Here is a 22,737-nt window from a genome sequence, read left to right as displayed (position 1 = left end):
AAACATTGAGGGAAAGAAAGTGTACTTTATTTACCATGGTCCTGGTTTTAATCCTGATGGCAGGGCTTGCCGCCGGCTGCACCGGGCGGTCCAAAGAACAAAATGCCAGGATAAGATTCGGCGTCCTTCCCATTGTGGACAACCTTCCGTTCTGGGTGGCCGCGGAAAAGGGTTACTTTGCCGAAGAGGGCGTTGATGTGGAATTGGTGCCCTTTGACAGCGCCATGATAAGGGACAGCGCCATATCTTCAAAGCAGGTGGACGGCGCGCTGGGTGACATTCTGGCCGTGGCGTCTCTGAACAACGGGGGAACGCCCGTAAAAATAGTGGCCGTCGGGCAAGGGGTTACGGCGGAAGAAGGCCGCTTCGCCCTTTTATCCGCGCCCGGTTCGGGTATAAGCCGGCCCGAACAACTGAAAAATATAAAAATAGCGGTATCTTTAAATTCCATAGTTGAGTACGTAACGGATAAACTTTTGCTGGAACAGGGGTTCAGGCCGGAGGAGATTAAGAAAACCGCCATTTCTAAAATACCGGCCCGCCTGGAGGCCCTTTTAAGCGGGCAGGTACAGGCGGCGGTACTTCCAGATCCCCCTGCGGCGGTAGCGGAGCTGAAAGGGGCCAAAGTGGTTTTGGATGACACTTCTAAGAATATATCCCAGACAGTAATTTATTTCCGCCAGGATACCCTGGAAAATAAGCTGGAAGAAGTAAAGGGACTGATGAAGGCTTATGCACACGCCGTAGAGGATATTCAAAATCAGCCTGGCGCTTTCAACGATTTACTGGTTGAAAAGGCCCGGGTGCCCCGGGAGGTCCTGGAACAACCCGGGAAAACCGGGATGAAAGTAATATTCTCCAAGCCGGAACTTCCTGCTGAAAAAGATGTGCGGGAAGTAATGGAATGGATGCGGGGGCGTGACCTCCTGGACAGGGAGTTAAATTATCAGGAATTGGTGTCCGAAGAGGTGCTGCGGTAATTTAATATGGTGAAAATAGAAAGGTTAAGTGTAACTTACCGTGGGGATAACGGGGAGGTAGAGGCCCTTCGGGAGGTTTCAATGCACATAAAAAAAGGGGAGAGCTGTGCCATAATCGGCCCCTCCGGGTGCGGAAAATCAACTCTCCTGTATGTGCTGGCCGGCCTCATCAGACAGTGGAGCGGGCGGGTGTCCGTGGGCGGGCGCCCGCCCGCCGCGGGAAGAAGGGAAATTTCCCTGATTCTTCAGGATTACGGCCTTCTACCCTGGAAGACGGTTTGGCAAAATACCGTGCTCGGTCTTAAAATCAGGGGCGTTTCCCCCAGAAAAATGCGGGCGCGCGGGGAAGAAGTTTTAAAGCAAATGGGACTGTGGGAGTTGCGCCACCTTTACCCCGCCCAGCTCAGCGGCGGGCAGCGGCAGAGGGTGGCCATTGCCCGCTCCTTGAGCCTGGAGCCTGAACTTCTGTTGATGGACGAGCCTTTTTCCTCCCTGGATGCCCTGACCCGGGAAAAGTTGCAGGACCTGGTACTGGAGATATGGAAGAAAAAATCCCTGACCATGGTCCTGGTCACCCACAACATAGAGGAGGCCGTTTTCTTGGGGCAGCAGGTAATAATACTTTCCCCGCGCCCGGGGCAGGTGGTTAGTCTAATTAACAATCCCCTGGCCGGGGATGTTAACGCGAGGAAAACGGCTGAATTCCATTCAATGGCCACCGAAATAAGGGGGACCCTGGCCGGGGGATGGGGGATGAGTGATGAGTATAATGATGATTAATTTTTCCCTGGAAAGCTGTAAAAATATATTTCCCCGGGCAGGGTCCGTTGCGGTGCTGCTGATTCTCTGGCAATTACTGGCGGTGCACCTTCAAATTGCAGCCCTACCCGGCCCGGTGGAAGCCTTTCGCATTTTCTTTGCGGAATTTAAAAGGGAGCTGGGGATTCATTTTCTAATCAGCACCTACCGGGTGCTTACTGCCATAGCGGTATCTTTTGTGGTGGGGGTGCCCCTCGGGCTGATACTGGGGCGGGAAGAAAAACTGGATAAATTCTTTTCCCCCTTTATATACCTTATTTATCCCATTCCTAAAGTGGTTTTCCTGCCCATAGTCATGGTATTATTTGGATTGGGAGACTTATCCAAGATATTTTTAATTACCCTGGTGGTATTTTTCCAAATTTTCATGACTACCCGGGACGCCGCTAAGGGTGTGAACAAGGCTGCTATTCATTCTATGCAGTCCCTGGGGGCAAGCCGCTGGCAGATATACCTGCATGTGGTTTGGCCGGCCTGTCTTCCCAAGGTGCTGACGGCCCTGCGTATCGGTTCCGGAACGGCCATTGCCATACTTTTTATTGCCGAAACCTGGAGCAGCCAGGCAGGATTGGGGTATTACCTTCTCAACGCGTGGTCCAGTTTTATGTACGGTAAAATGTTTGCCGGCATTATCGGTATGGGGCTTTTGGGTTTTATAATTTACAGTGTTCTTGATTTTTTGGAAAGGAAACTTTGCCCCTGGATGTATGTTTAAGTGCTCAGCTGCCTGAATTAATCTTAAGGAAAGGAGGGAGGTCCGTGAAGCGATTCCGCCAATTTATCGGCAAAGAAATCATTTTAGATAAAGTAAAAAATTCTAACCAATTAAATGTTTTTGGAGTTACCTGCACCTATTTGCCGGACCCGCCGGAAGAGTTTGATGAGTTTGAGTTCAGGACGGATTTCGGCGGGCAAAACAATATTATAATTACGGTTGCCACGGAGCTGGGGAAAATACAAAGAGTCATCTTTGCCATGACAGATGAGGAAGATCCGGAGATTGCCAGAAGTTTGACTGAACCGCAGCTGGAAGAATTTTTGGCGAAGAAGGGGGAACAACTGGTCAATTTTTTTGAATACATTACGTGATTCATGTTTCCTTGCCCGGGTTGCCTAGGCGATCCGGGTATTTTTATTTTTAAAGTCGGGCTTTTATTAAGGAACAGGAAGGAAAAACATAACGATACGTAGAACAACTTCCATAATTCGCAAAATTTTAAGGCAATAATATGGTATTGGTCATATTGTTAAAAAGGGGAGGGGAGTCATGTCTTATTCAAAAAAGGTTAAAGAATTAGCTGACCTGGTCAAAGGGTGCAGGAGAGTGTATGCCCTGACCGGGGCCGGTATCAGTACGGAAAGCGGCATTCCCGATTTCCGGAGTCCTGGAACGGGATTATGGGAAAAGATGGATCCCATGAAGGTGTTGAGCCTTACTGCCTTTTGCAGGGACCCGGCAGCATTTTACGAAAACTTTCTTGATTTTTGGAAGGCCTTTACCGGTGTCCGCCCCAATGCCGGGCACATTGCCCTGGCCCGCATGGAAGAAAAGGGCTACCTGGAGGGCGTGATTACGCAAAATATAGACAACTTGCACCAAATGGCCGGGTCTAAAAGGGTTTGGGAAGTACACGGGCATTTGCGTACGGGATATTGTATGAAATGTAATTCCAGTTACTTCTTTGCCGACATCATGAAAAGTGTTGAACAGGGGGAAAATCCTCCCCTGTGTGAGAAATGCAAGGGTATTGTCAGGCCCAGTGTGGTTCTTTTTGAAGATTTAATGAGCCCGGATTTTTTCGAATGCCGCACAGAATTGAAGGGCGCCGATTTGTTAATTGTGGCAGGCAGCAGTTTAAGGGTGCAGCCGGCAGCTTCCTTGCCGTCCCTGGTGAATAAAGTTGCTATTATAAATAAACAGCCCACACCGTGGGACAGTAAAGCAGCGGTTGTTATCAATGATTCCATAAGCAAAACCTTAAGCGATTTGATAAAATACTTAGAAGAGTGAAATTACGAGCAGGTGTTGTTTTGGCTGTTTTTGAGCAGCTTCCAAATAACTTGCTGCCGGGCATTTTTCTTGAGAGGCTTAACAGGTTTGTGGCCCGGGTAAAGGTGGATAACAGGGAAGAACTTGCCCATGTGCCCAGCTCGGGGCGCATGCGTGAATTGCTGGTACCCGGTGCAGCTGTTTTTCTGGCCCCTGCCCGGCAAAGCCAAAGAAAGACCCGCTACAGTTTGCTTCTGGCCTGTTTTGGGGATACCCTGGTATCAGTAGATTCACTGCTGCCCAACAGGTTGATAGGGGCGGCGCTGGAAAAGGGCATGTTGGAGGGGCTGGAACAATATACCGGGGTTTGCCGGGAATATAACTATAACAATAGCCGCTTTGATTTCCTTTTGACCGGGGCCCGGGGAAATTGCCTGGTTGAGGTGAAGTCCGTTACCCTGGTTGATAAGGGTATAGCTATGTTTCCCGATGCCCCTTCCCCGCGAGGAGTAAAACACCTGGAAGAATTGCAAAAGGCCCGGGAAGAAGGATTCAGGGCAGCGGTAATTTTTGTAATTCAGCGGGATGACGGGCGTTATTTCGCCCCTAATGAAGGCTGTGACCCGGCTTTTGCCGCGGCCCTCAGACAGGCCGCTTATGCCGGGGTGGATGTGTATGCCTATATTTGCAAAGTTTCCAGGGAGAAAGTAAAATTGGATCGCAGGATTCCGGTCTGTATCTGAGAAAAGGATAAAAACCGGGAAGACCCCGGTTTATTTTTGTTCTTTAGGCCGCACGAACATAGGGAGGACCTCCGTATTAAAGGCCGTCAGGCCTGCATTTATTTGATTGATGGCTTCCTTCATGCTGTTGATTGCCTGGTTGAAATTATTAATCCTTTCTACGGGGTCCGGGGTATGGGCGGCCATCAATAAAACTATGGCGGCCAGAGGGTTTTTAAGAAATTCGGGTTTTTCGGGCATTGGCTATCCTCCTTAAAAAATGTTTTTATCCAGAATATGTTTTTATATGCCGGTCTGTTACTGGGTTTTAGAAATCAATTATTGTATTTTTATGCATAGAATTGTATAATTATCGTATTCGTTAGTTGAAGTCATAGCCGGAGGTGACAACTTGATCAAAGTTGGCATAATTGGGGCTACCGGGTATGCCGGCTCAGAATTGGTAAGGCTTATATCCGGCCACCCCGAAGCAAGGCTAACTGTGTTAACCACCCAGAGCTACGCGGGCAAATCCTTCTGGGAGGTTTACCCGTACCTGTATAAATATGTAGGGCTGACCTGTGAAGAATTGGATCTGCCTGCCCTGGTTGAGAAGGTGGACGTGGTCTTTACTGCCCTTCCCCACGGTCATGCCATGCCGGTGGGGATTGAGGTGGCCCGGCAGGGTAAAAGGCTGATAGACCTGGGGGCCGACTTCAGGTTTAAGAATTATGAGGAATATGAAACCTGGTACAAGGTGGAACATACTGCCCGGGAACTGCTGGAACAAGCCGTTTACGGCCTTCCGGAACTGCACCGGGGGAAAATTAAGGAGGCATCCATTGTGGGAAATCCGGGGTGCTATCCCACCAGTGCCATTTTAGGCCTGGCGCCTCTAATGGCCGAAGGGCTTTTAGACCCGGGAACCCTGGTTATTGACAGCAAGTCCGGGGTTTCCGGGGCCGGCAGGGGACTTTCCCTGGGCACCCACTACTGCGAGGTTAACGAAAACATCAGGGCCTATAATGTGGCGGCCCACAGGCATACTCCGGAAATAGAACAAGAACTGGGGGCTCTTTGCGGGCAGGACTTGAAGATATCCTTTACTCCCCATCTCACCCCCATGACCAGGGGCATTTTAAGTACCATGTACGGCAAGTTGAATGAGAGTATGGATACCGGTACTCTCAGGGATTTATATGTTAAGTTTTACGAAAATGAGCCCTTTGTCAGGATTCTGCCCCCCGGGATGCTGCCGCAAACCAAGGCGGTAACGGGCTCGAACTGCTGTGACCTGGCGGTTACGGCGGATCCGCGCACCGGGCGGGTAGTGGTGCTCTCAGCCATAGATAACTTAATCAAAGGGGCGGCGGGGCAGGCCGTACAAAACATGAACATCATGTTCGGCCTGGATGAAACCGCGGGCCTCGACAGGCCCGGCATGTACCCGTAAGGCAAAAAATATTTGACAGGATTAACGGGATTATTCAGGATAAATTTTTTCATTAAACTTGATTTTTATGTCGGAAGACAGGTTATTTTAAAATTCCGTTTTATCCTGTAAATCCCGTCTAAAAATTTGTTGATATTTTGGAGGGTGTTATTTTTGAATAAAGCAGAGCTTAAATTAACGGGTGTGGCCGGGGGCGTTACGGCCCCGGCGGGATTTCTAGCATCCGGAGTCAGGTGCGGCTTGAAAAACGGCAAGCGGGACCTGGCCCTTTTATATTCCGAAAAGCCGGCCAGCGTGGCGGGAGTTTTTACGCAGAATAAAGTTAAAGCCGCCCCCGTAGTTTTAACCAGGGAGCGGGTCAGAGGGGGAAGGGCACGGGCTGTGGTAATCAATTCCGGTAATGCCAATGCCTGTACCGGCGCCAGGGGCGTGGAGGATGCCCGAAGAATGACGGCGGAAGTAAGCAAACTCTTGGATATCCCGGAGGACGGGGTGCTGGTGTCCTCCACCGGTGTTATCGGCCAGCCCCTGCCCGTGGACAAAATTATTCCCGGAATTGGCCGGGCAGTGGCGGAATTAAGTTCCGGCGGGGGAAGGGATGCTGCCGAGGCCATTATGACCACTGACACGGTGACCAAGGAGGCGGCGGTCTCCCTGGAGTTGGGGGGTATTTCCGTTACCGTGGGCGGGATGGCCAAGGGGTCGGGAATGATTCACCCCAATATGGCCACTATGCTTGCATTTATCACCACCGATGCCGCCGTTTCCCCCGGAGCGCTGCAGCCGGCGCTGCGTTACGCTGTGGACCGGAGTTTCAATATGATTACCGTTGACGGGGACACCAGTACCAATGATATGGTACTGGTAATGGCCAACGGCGCGGCGGGCGGCAGGGAGATAAATGAGGGGGATAAGGAATTTCCTGTTTTCCGGGAAGCTCTGCTGCAAGTTTGCACCAGGCTGGCCGTTATGATCGCCAGGGATGGTGAAGGGGCTACCAAACTTTTGGAAGTGAAAGTAATAAATGCGCCCACGGAGAAGGATGCCCGCCTGGCCGCCCGGGCCGTGGCCGCCTCCAGCCTGGTGAAGTCCGCCGTATTTGGAGAGGACGCCAATTGGGGACGTATTCTTTGCGCAATAGGCTATTCAGGGGCTGATTTCGATCCGGAAAGGGTAGATATATTTATCGGTGATGAACAGGTGGCAAGAGACGGCGGGGCCCTTGATTTCAGTGAAGAAAAGGCCGCTGAAATATTGTCCGCCGGTCACGTTACGGTACTGGTGGACATGAAAGCCGGGCAGTACGGGGCAACGGCCTGGGGCTGCGACCTTACTTACGATTACGTAAAGATTAACGCCAGTTACCGCACATGAGGGGGAGAGACGGTGCTCAGCGCTCAGGAAAAGGCTGCCATCCTGGTGGAGGCCCTGCCTTACATAAAAAAGTTTTACGGTAAAACGGTGGTTATAAAGTACGGCGGAAATGCCATGATTAACTGCCAGCTAAAGCAGGCCGTTCTTACCGATGCCGTTTTAATGAAATATGTGGGGATGCACCCGGTTATAGTGCACGGCGGCGGCCCCGATATAACGGGCATGCTCCGGCGGCTGGGTAAAAAAAGCGAGTTTGTGGGGGGCCTGCGGGTAACCGATGAAGAAACCATGGAAATAGTGGAAATGGTGCTGGTGGGCAAAATAAACAAGGGAATTGTGAGCATGATCAACAGTATTGGAGGAAGGGCGGTGGGCCTTTCCGGAAAGGATGCGGATTTACTGGTGGCCCGCAAGAAGTACGGCCGGGTGACGGGGGAAAACGGAGAAGAGAAGAAAGTGGACATAGGCCGGGTCGGGGAAATTGAGCGGGTAAACCCCGAGATAATAAACACCGTCATCCGGGAGGGCTATATACCGGTGGTGGCGCCGGTGGCAGTGGGGGAAGGCGGCGAAAGTTATAACGTCAACGCCGACAGCGCTGCCGGGGCCCTGGCGGAGGCCCTGCGGGCGGATAAATTGATTATCCTTACCGACGTGGAAGGAATCCTGGAAGATAAAAACGACCCCAATTCTTTAATTTCCACCATAAAGGTGGATCAGGTTCCGGAACTAATAAAAAAAGGTATAATCGACGGCGGAATGATCCCCAAAGTGGAGTGCTGCGTATCTGCCGTCAGGAACGGGGTCAAGAGTACACACATTCTGGACGGGAGAGTACCCCATTCCATTTTGCTTGAAGTATTCACAGACAAGGGAATAGGTACCATGGTGGAGTAATCTAAGGGGAGGGCTTTGGGGTGAATACCGGGAAAATAGTGGAATTAAGTGAAAAATATATAATGAAGACTTACGGGCGTATTCCCCTGGCGCTGGTAAAGGGCAAAGGCGTACGGGTTTGGGATGCGGAAGGGAACGAATACCTGGACTTCGTGGGCGGGCTGGCCGTCAATTCCCTCGGCCACTGCCCGCCTGCTGTGGTGGAGGCCGTTACCGAACAGGCAGGCAAGCTCATGCATGTCAGCAACCTGTATTATATAGAGCCCCAGGCCAGGCTGGCCCGCCTGCTGGTGGAAAATTCCTGCTGTGATAAGGTTTTTTTCTGCAACAGCGGCGCCGAGGCCAATGAAGGGGCCATAAAGCTTGCCCGTAAATATGCCAAGCAAAAGGGGGGCCCGGAAAAGTATGAAATTATAACGGCGCTGAAATCCTTCCACGGGCGCACCCTGGCTGCAATTACCGCCACCGGGCAGGTCAAATACCAGAAGGGATTTGAGCCGCTGCCGCCGGGATTTAAATACGTGCCCTTTAACGACCTTGATGCCCTGAAAAAGGCCATCGGCCCCAATACCTGCGCCGTCATGCTGGAGCCCGTGCAGGGGGAGGGCGGCGTGAATGTGGCCGGGCAATCCTACCTTGAGGGCGTCAAACAATTATGCGTGGAGCGCGGCCTGCTGCTGATTTTTGATGAGGTGCAGTGCGGCCTGGGACGTACCGGCAGACTCTTTGCCTACCAGAATTACGGGGTGGAGCCCGATATTATCACCCTGGCCAAGGCCCTGGCCGGAGGTTTCCCCATCGGGGCTCTCCTGGCCAGGGAGGAAGTGGCCGCGGCATTTCAGCCCGGAGACCACGCCTCCACCTTCGGGGGCAATCCCCTTGCCTGCGCGGCGGGCCTGGCGGCCATGGAAACCATGCTGAAAGAAGGATTCCTGGAAAAGGTGGCCGCCAACGGTACCTACTTCAAGAAGCGGCTGGAGGAACTGGCATTCAGGTATCCCTTTGTAAAAGAGGTAAGGGGAATGGGCTTTTTGCTGGGCATGGAATTAAGCATGGAGGGCGCGGGCATTGTAACCCGGTGCCAGGAAAAAGGATTACTTATTAACTGCGTGAACGGGAATGTACTGCGCTTTATACCTCCCTTAATCGTGGAGCGGGCGGAAATAGACCGCGCTGTGGAGATACTGGATGAAGTACTGGGTAAAATTTAATGGAAAGTGGTGATTTTATGCCAACATTAAGGGGAAATCTCAAAGGAAGGGATATGCTGTCCCTCAGGGACTATTCCCCCGAAGAAATAATACAAATACTGGACCTGGCGGATGAGCTGAAGGCAGCCCAAAGAGAGGGTAACCATTCTTCCCTTTTGCAGGGAAAAACACTGGGCATGATTTTCCAGAAGCCGTCCACCCGCACGCGGGTGAGCTTTGAAGTGGCCATGTTCCAGCTGGGGGGGCACGCGCTGTATCTCAGCGCGGCCGACCTGCAGCTGGGCCGCGGGGAAACCATTTCCGATACCGGCAAGGTATTGAGCAGGTACCTGGACGGTATCATGATTCGCACCTTTTCCCAGGAAGATGTAGAAGAATTGGCTAAAAGCGCGGAGATTCCGGTAATAAACGGGCTTACTGACCTCCTGCACCCGTGCCAGATACTGGCCGACCTGCAAACCGTGCGGGAGCACAAGGGGAAGCTGGCGGGCCTGAAACTTGCCTACGTAGGGGACGGAAATAACATCTGCCACTCCCTGTTATACGGCTGTACCAAAACGGGAATGCACATTAGCGTGGCCTCTCCGGAAGGATACATGCCCAGGCGTGAAATAGTAGAGGAGGCCCGCCTCATAGCCGGGGAGACCGGCGGGAGTGTTATGGTGACGACAGATCCGCTGGAAGCGGTTCAAGATGCTGATGTGGTGGTTACGGATGTCTGGGCCAGCATGGGCCAGGAGTCCGAGCAGGAAGAGCGAATTAAGGTGTTCGCCCCTTATCAGGTCAATGCCGGCCTGGTCAAGCGGGCCAAGCCGGATTATATATTTATGCACTGCCTGCCGGCCCACCGGGGCGAAGAAGTAACGGAGGAAATAATTGACGGCCCCCATTCCGTGGTTTTTGACGAGGCTGAAAACCGCCTCCACGCTCAAAAGGCGCTACTGGCGCTTTTAATGGGGTAAAAAAATTTAATATTAAACAGGATGAACAGGATTTAACAGGATTTTAAGTTATTTAATTTTTGATATTTATACCTGATTAAAGTTTTAATAATTATTGGATGGTATTGGTATTTTTAAACAATTATAAAATTTTTAATCCTGTACATTCTGTTAATCCTGTCTAAACTTTTTCTAAAGGAGCGGTTGGAAGTGAAAAAAGTAGTGCTGGCCTACTCCGGAGGCCTCGACACCTCCATAATAATTCCCTGGCTAAAGGAAAATTACGGCTGCGAAGTTATTGCCATGGTTGCCGACCTGGGCCAGGGCGAGGAACTTGAGCCCCTGGAAGAAAAGGCTATTAAAAGCGGCGCCCAGAAAATATATATTGAAGACGTGCGCCGGGAATTTGTAGAGGATTATATATTCCCCACGCTGAGGGCCGGGGCCATTTACGAGGGTAAATATCTCCTCGGCACCTCCATGGCCCGGCCTCTGATCAGTAAAAAACTGGTGGAAATAGCCCGGAAGGAAGGCGCCGAGGCCGTGGCCCACGGCGCTACCGGCAAGGGAAACGACCAGGTTCGCTTCGAGCTGAGTGTAAAGGCCCTGGCGCCGGAACTGAAAATTATCGCCCCCTGGCGGGAATGGGATATCCGTTCCCGGGAAGACGCCATAGATTATGCCCGGGAGAGGGGAATCCCCGTACCGGCCACCAGAGAAAAGCCCTACAGCAGGGACAGGAATATATGGCACTTGAGCCACGAGGGCGGGGATTTGGAAGACCCCGGCAAGGAATCCCCGGAGGATTTACTGTTGCTGACCACACCTCCCGAAAAGGCCCCCGATGAGCCTGCTTACGTGGAACTGGAATTTGAACAGGGCATACCCCGTAAATTGAACGGGCAGGAAATGGACTCCGTATCGCTCCTGGAAAAATTAAATGCCCTGGGGGGCGCCAACGGTGTGGGCGTGGTAGATATGGTGGAAAACCGCCTGGTGGGGATGAAATCCAGGGGCGTTTACGAAACCCCGGGCGGCACCATTTTATTTCTTGCCCACAGGGAACTGGAGCTGTTGACCCTGGACCGGAATACTCTTCACTTTAAGGAGCAGCTGGCCGTCCGGTACGCCGAGCTGGTATATGACGGGTTGTGGTTCTCCCCCTTAAGGGAGGCCATGGACGCCTTTGTGGAGAAAACCCAGCGCACCGTTACCGGGACGGTTCGCATGAAGCTCTACAAAGGCAACTGCACCCCCGCCGGGGTGACTTCTCCCTATTCCCTCTACGACCCGGAACTGGCTACCTTCGGGGAGGACGAGGTGTACAACCAGGCCGATGCCGGGGGCTTTATAAACCTCTTCGGCCTGCCCCTCAAAGTGCGGGCCATGATGGAAAGGAAGGCGGGGCTTAGATAAAAGGAACCGCGGGTAAGAGTTAAAAATGTACCAGGATTAAACGTAGTTTTTATAGTACAAGTTGAATTCTACGTTGTGAATTATTTATCTATACCTAGTTAATAGTGTGGTTGATAGTAGTCGTAGTAGTGGCTGTGGGCCTTGTGGGTAACTCGCAGAGTTATCCATCAAGCCCACAGCCATGTTTGTCACGTAGAACTTTTGAATTGCTGGGGTTGTCGCCTGAAGAGAGGTTAGTAATGGTAGTAAAATATGTGGTTGGTCTCGATTATGAGGGAATTGCAAAGTGCACGGCCTTCTCCAGAAGTATGGTGACCGGGTTGCTGTGCGGCAGGAGGGAGAGTTTGGGGAGGTATATTCTTAAAAAAGGTGAAAAAAATGAAAATGAACAAAAAGTTACTGGGGTTATTAGGAGCAGGTCACGCTATAACTGACATTAATCAGGGAGCATTGTCCATGTTTCTGGCTTTTTTGCAGCCTTCGTTCATGCTGAGCCAGTTACAGGTGGGGATAGTGATGCTGGCATTTAATTTCAGTTCCTCCGTTATACAGCCGGTTTTTGGAATTTTAAGTGATCGTTTTCGACTTGCCTCGCTCGTTCCCTTGGGCTGTCTGCTGGCGGGATTGGGCATGGCTTTTACCGGCTTAAGTCCTAACTATCCAGTTTTGTTGCTGGCAGCATTGATTAGCGGGCTGGGTGTGGCTGCCTATCATCCTGAAGGTTCCAAATTTGCCCGTTTTGCAAGCGGGTCGCGCAAGGCCACAGGGATGTCCATGTTTTCAGTAGGCGGTAACCTCGGTTTTGCAGCTGGTCCAGTTTTAGCCAGTTTTTTCTTTGAGTTAGCAGGATTAGAGGGGTCATTGGGGTTTTTAGTATTAAATGGTACTATGGCCCTATTGCTTTGGATTTACTTGTCTAACATTGCGAGCACCCAGACCGGTACCTTAGAACAAGTGGGTTTGCCGAAAAAAGAAATTCCTTCCGTAAATACCGTTAAAAATTTGAGTACAATAAAAATGATTATCCCAGTTGTACTGTTGATACTGATAGTTATCATGCGTTCTGGGGTTCATTTCGGTATGGTGACCTTTCTCCCACAATATTACATTCATTACTTACATGAAAGTGAGGCTTATGCAGCTGCGCTTACTTCAATATATTTGTTCATGGGTGTTTTTGGTACCTTGTCTGGAGGGCCGGCAGCCGATCGCTGGGGGCTTAAAAACGTAATCGTTTTTTCTATGGCTCTGCTGATACCTTTGTTATATTTATTCACACTTCTTAGCGGTATCTGGACAACTATATTAGTGGCCTTAATGGGGTTTACAGTAATATCTACTTTTGCTGTAACGGTAGTTTTTGGTCAGGAGTTGTTGCCCAATAATGTTGGACTAGCCTCGGGACTTATGCTGGGTTTTGGCATCGGGATGGGCGGAGCAGGTACTACATTTTTAGGTTGGGTGGCCGACCATTGGGGACTCCCGGCGGTTTTTCATGTTATGATATTTTTCCCGGTAATTGGTTTGTTGTTAGCCCTTTTTTTGCCTGGCCGGGAAGCACTAGTGATCCGGGTACCCCATCGTTGCTCCAAAAGCGGCGAGTGAGTGAAGCGGAGTAATACCTGAGGTGCTTTCTAATTTTATACATTAATTACGTGATAGGGGAAATTCTTTTGAACCCGTTGCCAGGGGTGCTATAATAGAGGTTAACCGGCAACATTGAGGAAGAGGGGGTTATAATGGGAAAATTATGGGCCGGACGCTTTCAGAAGAAAACATCCCAACTGGTGGACGACTTTCACTCGTCCATTTCCTTCGATAAAAGACTCTATAAATTCGATATCCTGGGGAGCATTGCCCACGCCAAAATGCTGGGCAAAACCGGGATAATCACGCCCGAGGAGTCGGTACAAATCGTGCAGGGCCTGCGGGAGGTCCTGGATGACATAGAGTCCGGAAAAGTCGAGTTTTCCGTGGAGGCCGAGGACATTCACATGAACGTGGAGCAGCTGCTCACCGAAAAAATAGGGCCGGTGGGCAAAAAGCTGCACACCGGGCGCAGCCGCAACGACCAGGTGGCCCTGGACATGCGCATGTACGTCAAGGAGGAAATCAATGAAGTTATCCGTCTTCTCCGGGAACTGCAGGAGACCCTCCTGAACCTGGCGGAAGAGCACGTGGAAACGGTGATGCCCGGCTACACCCACCTGCAGCGGGCCCAGCCCGTCACCCTGGCCCACCACCTGCTGGCCTACTTTATGATGTTCGACCGGGACGTGGACAGGCTGCGGGACTGCTGCCGCCGGGCCGATGTCATGCCCCTGGGCGCGGGGGCCCTGGCCGGCACCACTTTCCCCCTGGACAGGCACTTCGTGGCCGGGGAACTGGGCTTTGCGGCCGTTGCCGAAAACAGCCTGGACGCGGTGAGCGACCGGGATTTCGTGGTGGAATTTGTCTTTGCCGCGGCCATGATCATGATGCACCTGAGCCGCTTCTGCGAGGAGATTATCCTGTGGTCCTCGGCGGAATTCGGATTTATAGAGCTTGACGATTCCTACAGCACCGGGAGCAGCATGATGCCCCAGAAGAAAAACCCGGACGTGGCGGAACTGGTACGGGGAAAAAGCGGCCGGGTGTTCGGTTCCCTGCAGGCGCTTTTGACCATGCTGAAGGGCCTTCCCCTGGCCTACAACAAGGACATGCAGGAAGACAAGGAATCCCTCTTTGACGCTGTAGACACGGTGAAAAAGTGCCTCCTGGTATTCCGCCCCATGCTGGCCACCATGCGGGTGAAGAAAGAAACCATGAGAAAGGCCGCCGGCGGCGGCTTTACCAGCGCCACCGACCTGGCGGATTACCTTGTGAACAAGGGCCTGCCCTTCAGGGAAGCCCACGAAGTGGTGGGGAAAATAGTATGGTACTGCCTGGAAAAGGAAAAGGACCTGGAGGGACTTACCCTTGATGAGTACAGGCAGTTCAGCCCGGCTATTGCCGAAGACGTATATGACTTCATTGCCACGGAAAGGTGCGTGGCCGCCCGCAAAGTATTCGGCGGGCCGGCCCCGGAAAGGGTGCGGGAAATAATAAACCGCCACCGGGAGAGGCTGGCGGGTCAGGCTTGAATTATTTAGTGTGGTGATTTATAAGTAAAGGAACTTAAGTAATGGTTTACTTGTACGTACCGTGGCTTGCGAGGCCCCGCAAAGATTTGCGGGGCTTTCTTGATATTTTTGTTATAAGTAGACTAGAGTATAACAGAAACCGCCACAGTTATTGAAAAAATTCCAGGATGTGTAGCGGTTTATATAAAAAATTGTTGATAACATAGTTCCAAGCAATTATAATGAATGTAACCACTGTTACCACAAAGGAAGTGTGATTAAGTGGAAAGTATTAGTGTTGGCATTCGGGAAGCAAAAAAAAATTTGAGCAAGCTATTGAAGAATGTCCGGCAGGGGGCAGAGGTTATTCTCACTGACCGCGGTAAGCCTGTAGGTAAAATTGTTCCGGTATCAGAAGAAATGCTGTCGTTGGAGGTGCGTATCAAAAACCTTGAAAAGAACGGGTGGATTGCCTCTCCCAGGAAAAAAGTGCGCAGCATTCCCCCGCCCATTCCCATAGATGATGAACTGGCCCGGAAAATCTTGCAGGAGGAACGCAATGCATGAGCCAAAGTACATTCATTGTGGTATACTGGGATACCTCTGCCATCATATCTGCCCTATTTAAGGATGCGTATAGCGAGGTGGCTTCTGCCTGGGCCCGTAAAGAAGGAGTTCATTTAATTTCTACTCTGGCTGTAGCTGAAACGTATGCCGTTATCTCCCGTATCCAGCGCGAGCGTTTTTTAGCAGATGTGCTTGTCGAGGCCGCCATAGAGGCGCTGGAAAATGGGCCCTGGAGACAGTTGTATATCGGGCCCAAGGAAGAATATATCAAAAAGCTTGCTTCCAAATGGCCCTTGCGGGGTGCTGACTTATGGCACCTTGCTACTGCTAAAACACTGCAGGCGGAAATTCCTGAGCTGATCATGCTGACATTTGATAGGCGTTTAAATACTGCCGCGCACGGGGAGAAGTTAAGCCCACAGTAGCGGTTTAAATTGGCACTTTACGGCCGGGGAACCGGGCTTTGCGGCCGTTGCCGAAAACAGCCTGGACGCGGTCCTTTTTGACGCTCAGGAGTGCCGGGCGTGTTATAATAAAGGCTAACCGGCAAAATTATGGAATAGGGAATAAAATTCGGCAGATTACGGTGGATGATTTCTACCAGAACGAAAAAGCAGAATTGGGGAGAATATGTTTAACTGGGGACAGCTGGTGATAAGCGCCCTGGTGGGCGCTGTAATCGGTTATGTTACCAACTGGATTGCCATAAAAATGCTCTTTCGCCCTCTGACCGCAAAATATATACTGGGCATCCGGATACCTTTAACCCCGGGGGTGATACCCAAAGAAAAGGCCCGCCTGGCCCAAAGTATCGGGGAGGCGGTAAGCGGGTATTTGCTGACCGGGGAGTATATTTCGGGGCAGTTGCTGTCGCCCCAGGCGGAGAAACAGATTCGAGCTTTTATCCGGGAAAAGATACGTAATGCCGGAGACAAGACCCTGGAAGATATTTTGGAGGATTTGGGTATTGATTCCCCCACAAGGGGGAAATGGCTGGAGCAAGTTAAGTGCTGCACTTTAAAGGGTATTCGAGGGGAGCGATTCCGGGACCTTTTGGCGGAAGTGCTGACGGCGGGGGTAATTAACCTGCTGGAGCGGAAACCGGGGGAGTTGTTTGCAACGGAGGAATTTGCCCGGGGTAAAAGGTCCCTGCAGAAGGCTCTTGCTGGGCTGCTGTATGGAAGTAATTGCCGGCAGCGCATTAAGGAGTTTCTGGCTGAAAGAGCCGGCCAGCTGTGTACAAGCACTCTTACCGTAAAAGAGTGCATACCGGGGCCCTTACTGGATGGGCTCAGGGAATGCGTGGAAAAGCAGGGGCCCCGCATTGTGATACTGGTGGAGAATTACCTCAATTCGCCGGAGACCAAAGAATTGCTGGCCAAACGGGTGGAAGGTTTTTTCAGCAGGAGCCAGGTTCGCCGGATTTTGGGCAATGTTTTGGGCCTTTTAGGAGGCGATCCCGGGCAAATTGCCGATAGGATTGTGGAGGAAGTAACCAATTTTTTTGCCGGGCCCGAAAGCCGGGAGCAGCTTGTAAAGAAAATGAAACAGCTGCTTGACGACTTGCAGAACCGGCGTATATGTGACCTGGTTTTGGCGGTGGATGCTGAAATCCGGGAAAAAATAATAGTAAAACTAGGTGACTGGCTGAGTGACAGAATATGTTCCGGGGAGATTTTGTCCGGGCTTGCCGCCAGGGCTGAAAAGGCCCTGGCGGATACCGGTATGACCTGGGGGCAATTGCTGGGCATCAGTAACCGGGAAGAAGTGGAGGAGTATTTTAAAAAAGTTATTGAAAAAATAGCGTCCAATCCGGGTTCTGAGATTATGGTGCAGGACTTTATCGATAAACTGGCCTCCTCATTTTTAATGACCAGTGTTGCTGATTTATGGCCGGTCTTTGCCTCCGGGGAAACGGTGCAGCTGGAGGAAAAGGTGCTGGGATTTTACCGAAATTTCGTGGACCGTTTCCTGCCGGGCATTTTGGATTTTGTAGATTTCAGCCAATTGGTGCGCCGGCGGGTGCAAGAACTGGACGTGCTTCAGGTGGAGGACCTGGTGCTGGGTATCATGCGCCGGGAACTGGTTGCCATAACCTGGTTGGGGGCTATTTTAGGTGCCGTTATAGGAATAAGCATGGTGGCCCTGCAGGTACTGGGTGGTCATTAATTTATTGCCGGAAAAAGGGGACCGCGGTATTAGCACTTTTAAATTAACTTTTATTATTTCCCCTTTATGAAAACCTGGCTAAAAAACTGTTGACCCTGAGGGGGTTTTGCTGTATACTTTGATAACAAGCTTAAAGGAAAAAGGCCGTGAAGGGGAGCGTAGCCTGACAAGTCGAGCCACAGAGAGCCGGGGGAGCTGAAAACCGGTGCCGACCCAGGTGAAATATCGCCCCGGAGCCGTCCTGTCGAAAGCCGTGGCCAGTAGGCAGGGCCGGGCACGGACCCGTTATCAACCAAGTGTCGGCTTCGACACATAAAGAGGTGGTTCCTGTCTGCGATAGGAGCAAACAGGGTGGTACCGCGTGGGGTGAAGTATGCCTCTCGTCCCTGACAGAAATGGCTGTCAGGTGCGAGAGGTTTTTTAGTTATTAACAATTTTATACGGTTGAGAGGGAAGTGTACCTAGGGTTCCGCTCCCGCTGTATTGCAGCCGGGAGGACTGGACCGAGCGGTACAGGCCTTGGGAAAGACGGTGCCGGATTATTCAAATATCAGCTGCTGTTTGCGCCGGGCCCGGGGTTACACCGTGGGGATAAAAGACCCGAGCGGATAGGTTCCACTCTGAAAAGGAATTATATCAGCGGGGTCTTTTGATTTTTCATTAGTATATTAAACTTAAACTACTTACAGGAGTGGGGGAAGTATGGGATTAACTATTTATCTGAATGGGGAATTTGTACCGGAGGAAAAAGCTATCGTTTCAGTGTTCGATCACGGCCTCTTGTATGGCGACGGGGTATTTGAAGGTATCCGGGCCTATCATAACCGCGTATTCAAGCTTCAAGAACATATTGAGCGCTTTTACGAGTCGGCCCGGACTATAATGCTGGAATTACCCCTTAGCCAGGAAGAAATGAGCGAGGTGGTGCTGGAAACCTGCCGCCGCAATAATCTCAGGAATGCATACATACGCTTGGTTGCCACCAGGGGTATAGGGGATTTGGGGCTGGATCCCAGGAAGTGTAAAAAACCAACCATCTTTTGTATTGCGGCCTCTATACAACTTTATCCTGACGAATTATATACCAGGGGCCTGGAAGTGGTAACCGTGGCTACCCGGCGCAACTTGTCCGAGGCCTGCAACCCGCGGGTAAAATCCCTCAATTACCTGAATAACATTTACGGTAAGATTGAGGCCAACCTGGCCGGGGTGCCCGAGGCCATTATGCTCAACCAGGAGGGGTACGTGGCCGAGGCTACCGGAGATAACATTTTCCTGGTGAAAAAGGGCAAGCTCATCACTCCGCCTTCTTACGCGGGCATTTTGGAAGGAGTTACCCGCAACTGCGTTATGGACCTGGCCCGGGAAAGGGGCATAACCGTGGAAGAGAAATTATTTACCAGGCACGATGTATATAATGCCGATGAATGCTTTTTAACCGGTACCGCCGCCGAGCTTATTCCCGTGGTTAAGGTTGACGGCAGAACCATAGGTAACGGCAAGCCGGGAGAAATTACCTGGAAGCTCATTCGCGCTTTCCGTGAACTGACCAAGGTGGACGGCCCGCAGATCTTTAAGGAATAATTTTAAATTATTTTCGGCGGGATTTACAGGATTTACTGGATATATATAACGATATAATAAATATCGTAATAATTTATAAAAATTTTAAATCCTGGTTTTATCCTGTTAATCCTGTTGGATAGTTTTTTCAACGCAGCAATCTAAGGAGGAATTATCGTGCGCAGCGACGTGATAAAAAAAGGCCTGGAAAGAGCTCCGCACCGGTCTCTTTTAAAGGCACTGGGCCTGGTGGACCGGGAACTGGAGCGCCCCCTGATCGGAGTGGTTAATTCCTTTAATGAAGTGGTGCCCGGCCACGTGCACTTGCGGGAAATTACCGAAGCCGTTAAGGCAGGTATTAGAATGGCCGGGGGCACCCCCATGGAGTTTCCCACCATTGCGGTATGTGACGGCATTGCCATGGGGCATGCGGGCATGAAATATTCCCTGGCCAGCAGGGAAATAATTGCCGATTCCATTGAGATAATGGCCACCGCCCATCCCTTTGACGGGCTGGTGCTGGTTACCGCCTGCGACAAAGTTGTTCCGGGCATGCTTATGGCCGCTGCCCGGCTGGATATACCGGCAGTGGTGGTGAGCGGCGGGCCTATGCTGGCGGGTAATTTCAAGGGCAAAAAGTTGTCCCTGAGCAATATTTTTGAGGCGGTGGGTGCTGTTAAGGCCGGCAGGATGACCGAAGAAGAACTGGCCCGGCTGGAAGAGTCAGTTTGCCCGGGCTGCGGTTCCTGTGCAGGAATGTTTACGGCCAATTCCATGAACTGTCTTACCGAGGCCCTGGGCATGGCCCTGCCGGGTAACGGTACTCTGCCTGCAGTCTCCGCGGCCCGCCGCCGCCTGGCCAAGGAAAGCGGCTTCAGGGTTGTGGAGCTGGTCCGGGAAGGAATAAAGCCTTCCGATATCCTGACTCCCGCTGCTTTTGAAAATGCCCTGGCCGTGGATATGGCCCTGGGATGTTCCACCAATTCGGTCCTGCACCTGCCTGCCATTGCCCATGAGGCCGGCATAGGGCTTGACCTGGATAAGATAAACACTATCAGCCAAAAGACACCCAATTTGTGCAAGTTGAGCCCTGCCGGGGAACACCATATCGAGGACCTGGATGAGGCGGGGGGAATCCCGGCGGTAATGGCTCTTCTGGCGAAAAAGGGGCTTATCAACACCGGCCTCAAGACCGTAACGGGGAAACCAGTGGCTGAGAATATCCGGGGCGCCGTAGTATTAAGGCCCGATGTAATCCGCAGCGTGGATAATCCCTACAGTCCCACCGGCGGCATTGCCGTGCTGCGGGGCAACCTGGCCCCGGACGGCGCAGTGGTCAAAAGGTCGGCGGTGGCCCCTGAAATGTTAGTACACCGGGGCCCGGCACGGGTATTTGAGTCGGAGGAGGACGCCACCCGGGCCATAATGAATGGCGAGATAAAGAAAGGTGACGTGGTGGTAATCCGCTACGAAGGCCCCAGGGGAGGGCCGGGTATGCGGGAAATGCTTACTCCCACCGCCACCCTGGCCGGCATGGGGCTGGATAAGGATGTGGCCCTTATAACGGACGGCCGGTTCAGCGGCGCCACCCGGGGTGCATCCATAGGTCATATTTCCCCCGAGGCAGCCAGGGGGGGGCCCATTGCCGTAGTGCAGGACGGGGATATTATTGAAATAGATATTCCCAATTGCCGGTTAAATGTGGAGCTGGCGGAAGGGGAAATATCCGCCCGCCTGGCGAAGTGGACGGCCCCCGAGCCGTCAATCAAAGAAGGATATTTGGGCCGGTACGCCCGGATGGTTACTTCTGCCAGTACCGGGGCGGTACTGGAGCATGGCGGAAATAATGACCGGAGGTGAATTGGCAATGAAGAAATCCGGGGCTGAAATCCTGGTGGAAAGCCTGCTTGCCGAAGGGGTGGATACCATATTCGGCTACCCCGGCGGCGCAGCTTTACCCATATATGATGCTCTGTATGACGCGGACATAAAGCACATTTTGACCCGGCATGAGCAGGGTGCTGCTCATGCCGCCGACGGGTACGCCCGTGCTTCCGGAAAGCCCGGGGTTTGCCTGGCCACTTCCGGCCCCGGGGCTACCAATTTAGTTACAGGAATTGCCAACGCTCATATGGATTCCATACCCATGGTCGCCTTTACCGGCCAGGTACCCACCACCCTTTTGGGCAAGGATTCCTTTCAGGAGGCTGACATTACCGGCATTACTTTGCCCATTACCAAGCATAATTATATAGTCAAGGATGTAAAAGATTTAGCCAGGGTGGTAAAGGAAGCCTTTTATATTGCCACTACCGGACGTCCCGGACCGGTGCTGGTGGATATTCCCCGAGACGTATCGGGTGCGGTTACAGAATACGAGGACCCGGGGCCGGTGCATTTGCCCGGCTACAGTCCCGTTACTAAGCCGGATCCCCAGCAGATATCCAGGGCCGTTCGGGCTATAGCCGAAGCTGAGCGGCCCATTATTTATGCCGGGGGCGGAGTGATTAATTCCGGCGCCCACAGGGAATTGAAGGAACTGGCGGAAAAAATGTTGATGCCCGTTACCACCACCTTAATGGGGCTGGGGGCGTTCCCCGGCGATCACCCGCTGTCCCTGGGAATGCTTGGAATGCACGGGAGCAAATATGCCAACTACGCCGTCTACGAGTGCGATCTTCTGGTGGCCGTGGGAGTGCGCTTCGACGACCGGGTTACCGGTAAACTGGATAGCTTTGCCCCCCGCGCCCGGGTTATCCACATTGACATAGACCCGGCGGAAATAGGAAAAAATGTACGGGTGGACTTTCCTGTAGTGGGAGATGTAAGGGGATGCCTGCGAGCCATCCTGGAACAGCTGCAATCCAGAGTGGAGAGTGCCTGGAACGGAACCATAAACAAGTGGAAAAAGGAATACCCAATTAGTTACGAGGAAAACGGGCGCATAAAGCCCCAGCAGGTAATCCGCGAAATTTGTAACGTTACCAAAGGGCAGGCCAGGGTTGCCACCGATGTTGGCCAGCACCAGATGTGGGCCGCCCACTATTATACCTTTACCCGCCCCCGCACCTTTATCTCGTCGGGAGGGCTGGGAACCATGGGCTTCGGCTTTCCCGCCGCCCTGGGAGTGCAGGTGGCCTGCCCGGAAGAGACGGTATTTAACATAACCGGGGACGGGAGCTTCCAAATGAATATCCAGGAACTGGGCACGGCGGTACATTATAAATTGCCGGTAAAAGTGGCTATCTTAAATAACGGCTACCTGGGGATGGTGCGCCAGTGGCAGGAGTTATTCTTCAACCGCCGTTATTCTTACAGCGAGCTGGTCAATCCCGACTTTGCCAAGCTGGCGGAGGCCTACGGGGCGGTGGGCATCAAGGTGACCGATCCGTCAGACATACGGCCGGCCCTGGAGCACGCGCTGTCAGTGGATAAACCGGTGGTAATGGACTTTATTATTGAGCGCGAGGAAAACGTATTCCCCATGGTACCGCCGGGAGAGGCCATAAATAAGATGCTGGGATGATGGGAGGT

22 protein-coding genes and 1 other annotated feature are annotated in these 22,737 nt (G+C 52.0%); of the genes, 21 read left to right on the top strand and 1 reads right to left on the bottom strand.

Annotated elements, in window-relative coordinates; genetic code table 11:
- The first annotated feature begins 5 nt into the window (after positions 1-5).
- The 6 genes from ACX4JR_RS15075 to sfsA all read left to right on the top strand — a co-directional run bounded on the left by ACX4JR_RS15075 (position 6) and on the right by sfsA (position 4,532).
- Positions 6-980 (top strand): ABC transporter substrate-binding protein, encoded by a 975-nt coding sequence (locus ACX4JR_RS15075; RefSeq protein WP_476058826.1) that lies wholly within the window; start codon positions 6-8, stop codon positions 978-980.
- A 6-nt stretch (positions 981-986) separates the two neighbouring features.
- Positions 987-1,760, top strand: a complete 774-nt coding sequence (locus tag ACX4JR_RS15070) for an ABC transporter ATP-binding protein (RefSeq protein ID WP_476058825.1) — start codon at positions 987-989, stop codon at positions 1,758-1,760.
- Positions 1,750-2,514 carry an ABC transporter permease gene (locus tag ACX4JR_RS15065; protein WP_476060585.1) on the top strand — a complete coding sequence of 255 codons (765 nt, stop codon included), beginning with the start codon at positions 1,750-1,752 and terminating at the stop codon, positions 2,512-2,514. The genes ACX4JR_RS15070 and ACX4JR_RS15065 overlap by 11 nt, the downstream gene beginning before the upstream one ends.
- A gap of 44 nt (positions 2,515-2,558) precedes the next feature.
- Positions 2,559-2,888, top strand: a complete 330-nt coding sequence (locus tag ACX4JR_RS15060; protein ID WP_476058824.1) for a hypothetical protein — start codon at positions 2,559-2,561, stop codon at positions 2,886-2,888.
- 178 nt (positions 2,889-3,066) lie between these two features.
- Positions 3,067-3,810 (top strand): SIR2 family NAD-dependent protein deacylase, encoded by a 744-nt coding sequence (locus ACX4JR_RS15055; protein ID WP_476058823.1) that lies wholly within the window; start codon positions 3,067-3,069, stop codon positions 3,808-3,810.
- Positions 3,811-3,830: 20 nt separating this feature from the next.
- Positions 3,831-4,532 (top strand): DNA/RNA nuclease SfsA, encoded by a 702-nt coding sequence (sfsA, locus tag ACX4JR_RS15050; RefSeq protein WP_476058822.1) that lies wholly within the window; start codon positions 3,831-3,833, stop codon positions 4,530-4,532.
- A gap of 30 nt (positions 4,533-4,562) precedes the next feature.
- Here sfsA and ACX4JR_RS15045 read toward each other — a convergent pair whose 3' ends face one another.
- Positions 4,563-4,772: a hypothetical protein gene (locus ACX4JR_RS15045; protein WP_476058821.1), complete on the bottom strand. Its 210-nt coding sequence runs from the start codon at positions 4,770-4,772 to the stop codon at positions 4,563-4,565.
- Between the two features lie 151 nt (positions 4,773-4,923).
- Between ACX4JR_RS15045 and argC the strand changes: the two genes are divergently transcribed.
- From argC to ilvB, 15 genes are all read left to right on the top strand, one after another.
- Positions 4,924-5,964 carry an N-acetyl-gamma-glutamyl-phosphate reductase gene (argC, locus tag ACX4JR_RS15040; protein ID WP_476058820.1) on the top strand — a complete coding sequence of 347 codons (1,041 nt, stop codon included), beginning with the start codon at positions 4,924-4,926 and terminating at the stop codon, positions 5,962-5,964.
- 153 nt (positions 5,965-6,117) lie between these two features.
- Entirely contained in the window at positions 6,118-7,338 is a 1,221-nt protein-coding gene (gene argJ / locus ACX4JR_RS15035; protein ID WP_476058819.1) for a bifunctional glutamate N-acetyltransferase/amino-acid acetyltransferase ArgJ, read from the top strand.
- Positions 7,339-7,350: 12 nt separating this feature from the next.
- Positions 7,351-8,235 (top strand): acetylglutamate kinase, encoded by an 885-nt coding sequence (gene argB / locus ACX4JR_RS15030; protein ID WP_476058818.1) that lies wholly within the window; start codon positions 7,351-7,353, stop codon positions 8,233-8,235.
- A 20-nt stretch (positions 8,236-8,255) separates the two neighbouring features.
- Entirely contained in the window at positions 8,256-9,446 is a 1,191-nt protein-coding gene (locus ACX4JR_RS15025; protein ID WP_476058817.1) for an acetylornithine transaminase, read from the top strand.
- A 17-nt stretch (positions 9,447-9,463) separates the two neighbouring features.
- Positions 9,464-10,408, top strand: a complete 945-nt coding sequence (gene argF, locus ACX4JR_RS15020; protein ID WP_476058816.1) for an ornithine carbamoyltransferase — start codon at positions 9,464-9,466, stop codon at positions 10,406-10,408.
- A gap of 189 nt (positions 10,409-10,597) precedes the next feature.
- On the top strand, positions 10,598-11,803 hold the full coding sequence (locus ACX4JR_RS15015) for an argininosuccinate synthase (protein ID WP_476058815.1): 1,206 nt from the start codon (positions 10,598-10,600) through the stop codon (positions 11,801-11,803).
- A 110-nt stretch (positions 11,804-11,913) separates the two neighbouring features.
- Positions 11,914-12,237, top strand: coding sequence for a hypothetical protein (locus ACX4JR_RS15010; protein WP_476058814.1), 324 nt, complete (start codon positions 11,914-11,916; stop codon positions 12,235-12,237).
- Positions 12,188-13,408, top strand: a complete 1,221-nt coding sequence (locus ACX4JR_RS15005) for an MFS transporter (RefSeq protein WP_476058813.1) — start codon at positions 12,188-12,190, stop codon at positions 13,406-13,408. Before ACX4JR_RS15010 ends, ACX4JR_RS15005 begins: the two co-directional genes overlap by 50 nt.
- A gap of 134 nt (positions 13,409-13,542) precedes the next feature.
- Positions 13,543-14,925, top strand: coding sequence for an argininosuccinate lyase (gene argH, locus ACX4JR_RS15000; RefSeq protein WP_476058812.1), 1,383 nt, complete (start codon positions 13,543-13,545; stop codon positions 14,923-14,925).
- A 261-nt stretch (positions 14,926-15,186) separates the two neighbouring features.
- Positions 15,187-15,471 (top strand): type II toxin-antitoxin system Phd/YefM family antitoxin, encoded by a 285-nt coding sequence (locus ACX4JR_RS14995; RefSeq protein ID WP_476058811.1) that lies wholly within the window; start codon positions 15,187-15,189, stop codon positions 15,469-15,471.
- Positions 15,468-15,896 carry a type II toxin-antitoxin system VapC family toxin gene (locus ACX4JR_RS14990; RefSeq protein WP_476058810.1) on the top strand — a complete coding sequence of 143 codons (429 nt, stop codon included), beginning with the start codon at positions 15,468-15,470 and terminating at the stop codon, positions 15,894-15,896. The genes ACX4JR_RS14995 and ACX4JR_RS14990 overlap by 4 nt, the downstream gene beginning before the upstream one ends.
- 205 nt (positions 15,897-16,101) lie before the next feature.
- On the top strand, positions 16,102-17,640 hold the full coding sequence (locus ACX4JR_RS14985; protein ID WP_476058809.1) for a DUF445 family protein: 1,539 nt from the start codon (positions 16,102-16,104) through the stop codon (positions 17,638-17,640).
- A 137-nt stretch (positions 17,641-17,777) separates the two neighbouring features.
- Positions 17,778-18,031 (top strand) — a binding site (T-box leader).
- A 311-nt stretch (positions 18,032-18,342) separates the two neighbouring features.
- On the top strand, positions 18,343-19,224 hold the full coding sequence (ilvE, locus tag ACX4JR_RS14980; RefSeq protein ID WP_476058808.1) for a branched-chain-amino-acid transaminase: 882 nt from the start codon (positions 18,343-18,345) through the stop codon (positions 19,222-19,224).
- A 156-nt stretch (positions 19,225-19,380) separates the two neighbouring features.
- Positions 19,381-21,063, top strand: a complete 1,683-nt coding sequence (ilvD, locus tag ACX4JR_RS14975) for a dihydroxy-acid dehydratase (RefSeq protein WP_476058807.1) — start codon at positions 19,381-19,383, stop codon at positions 21,061-21,063.
- 7 nt (positions 21,064-21,070) lie between these two features.
- Positions 21,071-22,729 (top strand): biosynthetic-type acetolactate synthase large subunit, encoded by a 1,659-nt coding sequence (ilvB, locus tag ACX4JR_RS14970; protein WP_476060584.1) that lies wholly within the window; start codon positions 21,071-21,073, stop codon positions 22,727-22,729.
- Positions 22,730-22,737 lie beyond the last annotated feature (8 nt).

The sequence above is a fragment of the Desulfofundulus sp. JL263-se genome, from assembly GCF_056316025.1.
Note: the sequence above shows the minus strand (reverse complement) of the source record. Positions and strands in the feature narration are given on the sequence as shown.

What these genes read in the sequence shown, in the direction of transcription:
- ACX4JR_RS15070 (WP_476058825.1), top strand. Translation starts at nt 987, where the DNA reads ATGGTGAAAATAGAAAGGTTAAGTGTAACTTACCGTGGGGATAACGGG.
- ACX4JR_RS15065 (WP_476060585.1), top strand. Translation starts at nt 1,750, where the DNA reads ATGATGATTAATTTTTCCCTGGAAAGCTGTAAAAATATATTTCCCCGG.
- ACX4JR_RS15055 (WP_476058823.1), top strand. Translation starts at nt 3,067, where the DNA reads ATGTCTTATTCAAAAAAGGTTAAAGAATTAGCTGACCTGGTCAAAGGG.
- ACX4JR_RS15045 (WP_476058821.1), bottom strand. Translation starts at nt 4,772, where the DNA reads ATGCCCGAAAAACCCGAATTTCTTAAAAACCCTCTGGCCGCCATAGTT.
- argF (WP_476058816.1), top strand. Translation starts at nt 9,464, where the DNA reads ATGCCAACATTAAGGGGAAATCTCAAAGGAAGGGATATGCTGTCCCTC.
- ACX4JR_RS15005 (WP_476058813.1), top strand. Translation starts at nt 12,188, where the DNA reads ATGAACAAAAAGTTACTGGGGTTATTAGGAGCAGGTCACGCTATAACT.
- argH (WP_476058812.1), top strand. Translation starts at nt 13,543, where the DNA reads ATGGGAAAATTATGGGCCGGACGCTTTCAGAAGAAAACATCCCAACTG.
- ACX4JR_RS14990 (WP_476058810.1), top strand. Translation starts at nt 15,468, where the DNA reads ATGAGCCAAAGTACATTCATTGTGGTATACTGGGATACCTCTGCCATC.
- ACX4JR_RS14985 (WP_476058809.1), top strand. Translation starts at nt 16,102, where the DNA reads ATGTTTAACTGGGGACAGCTGGTGATAAGCGCCCTGGTGGGCGCTGTA.
- ilvE (WP_476058808.1), top strand. Translation starts at nt 18,343, where the DNA reads ATGGGATTAACTATTTATCTGAATGGGGAATTTGTACCGGAGGAAAAA.
- ilvB (WP_476060584.1), top strand. Translation starts at nt 21,071, where the DNA reads ATGAAGAAATCCGGGGCTGAAATCCTGGTGGAAAGCCTGCTTGCCGAA.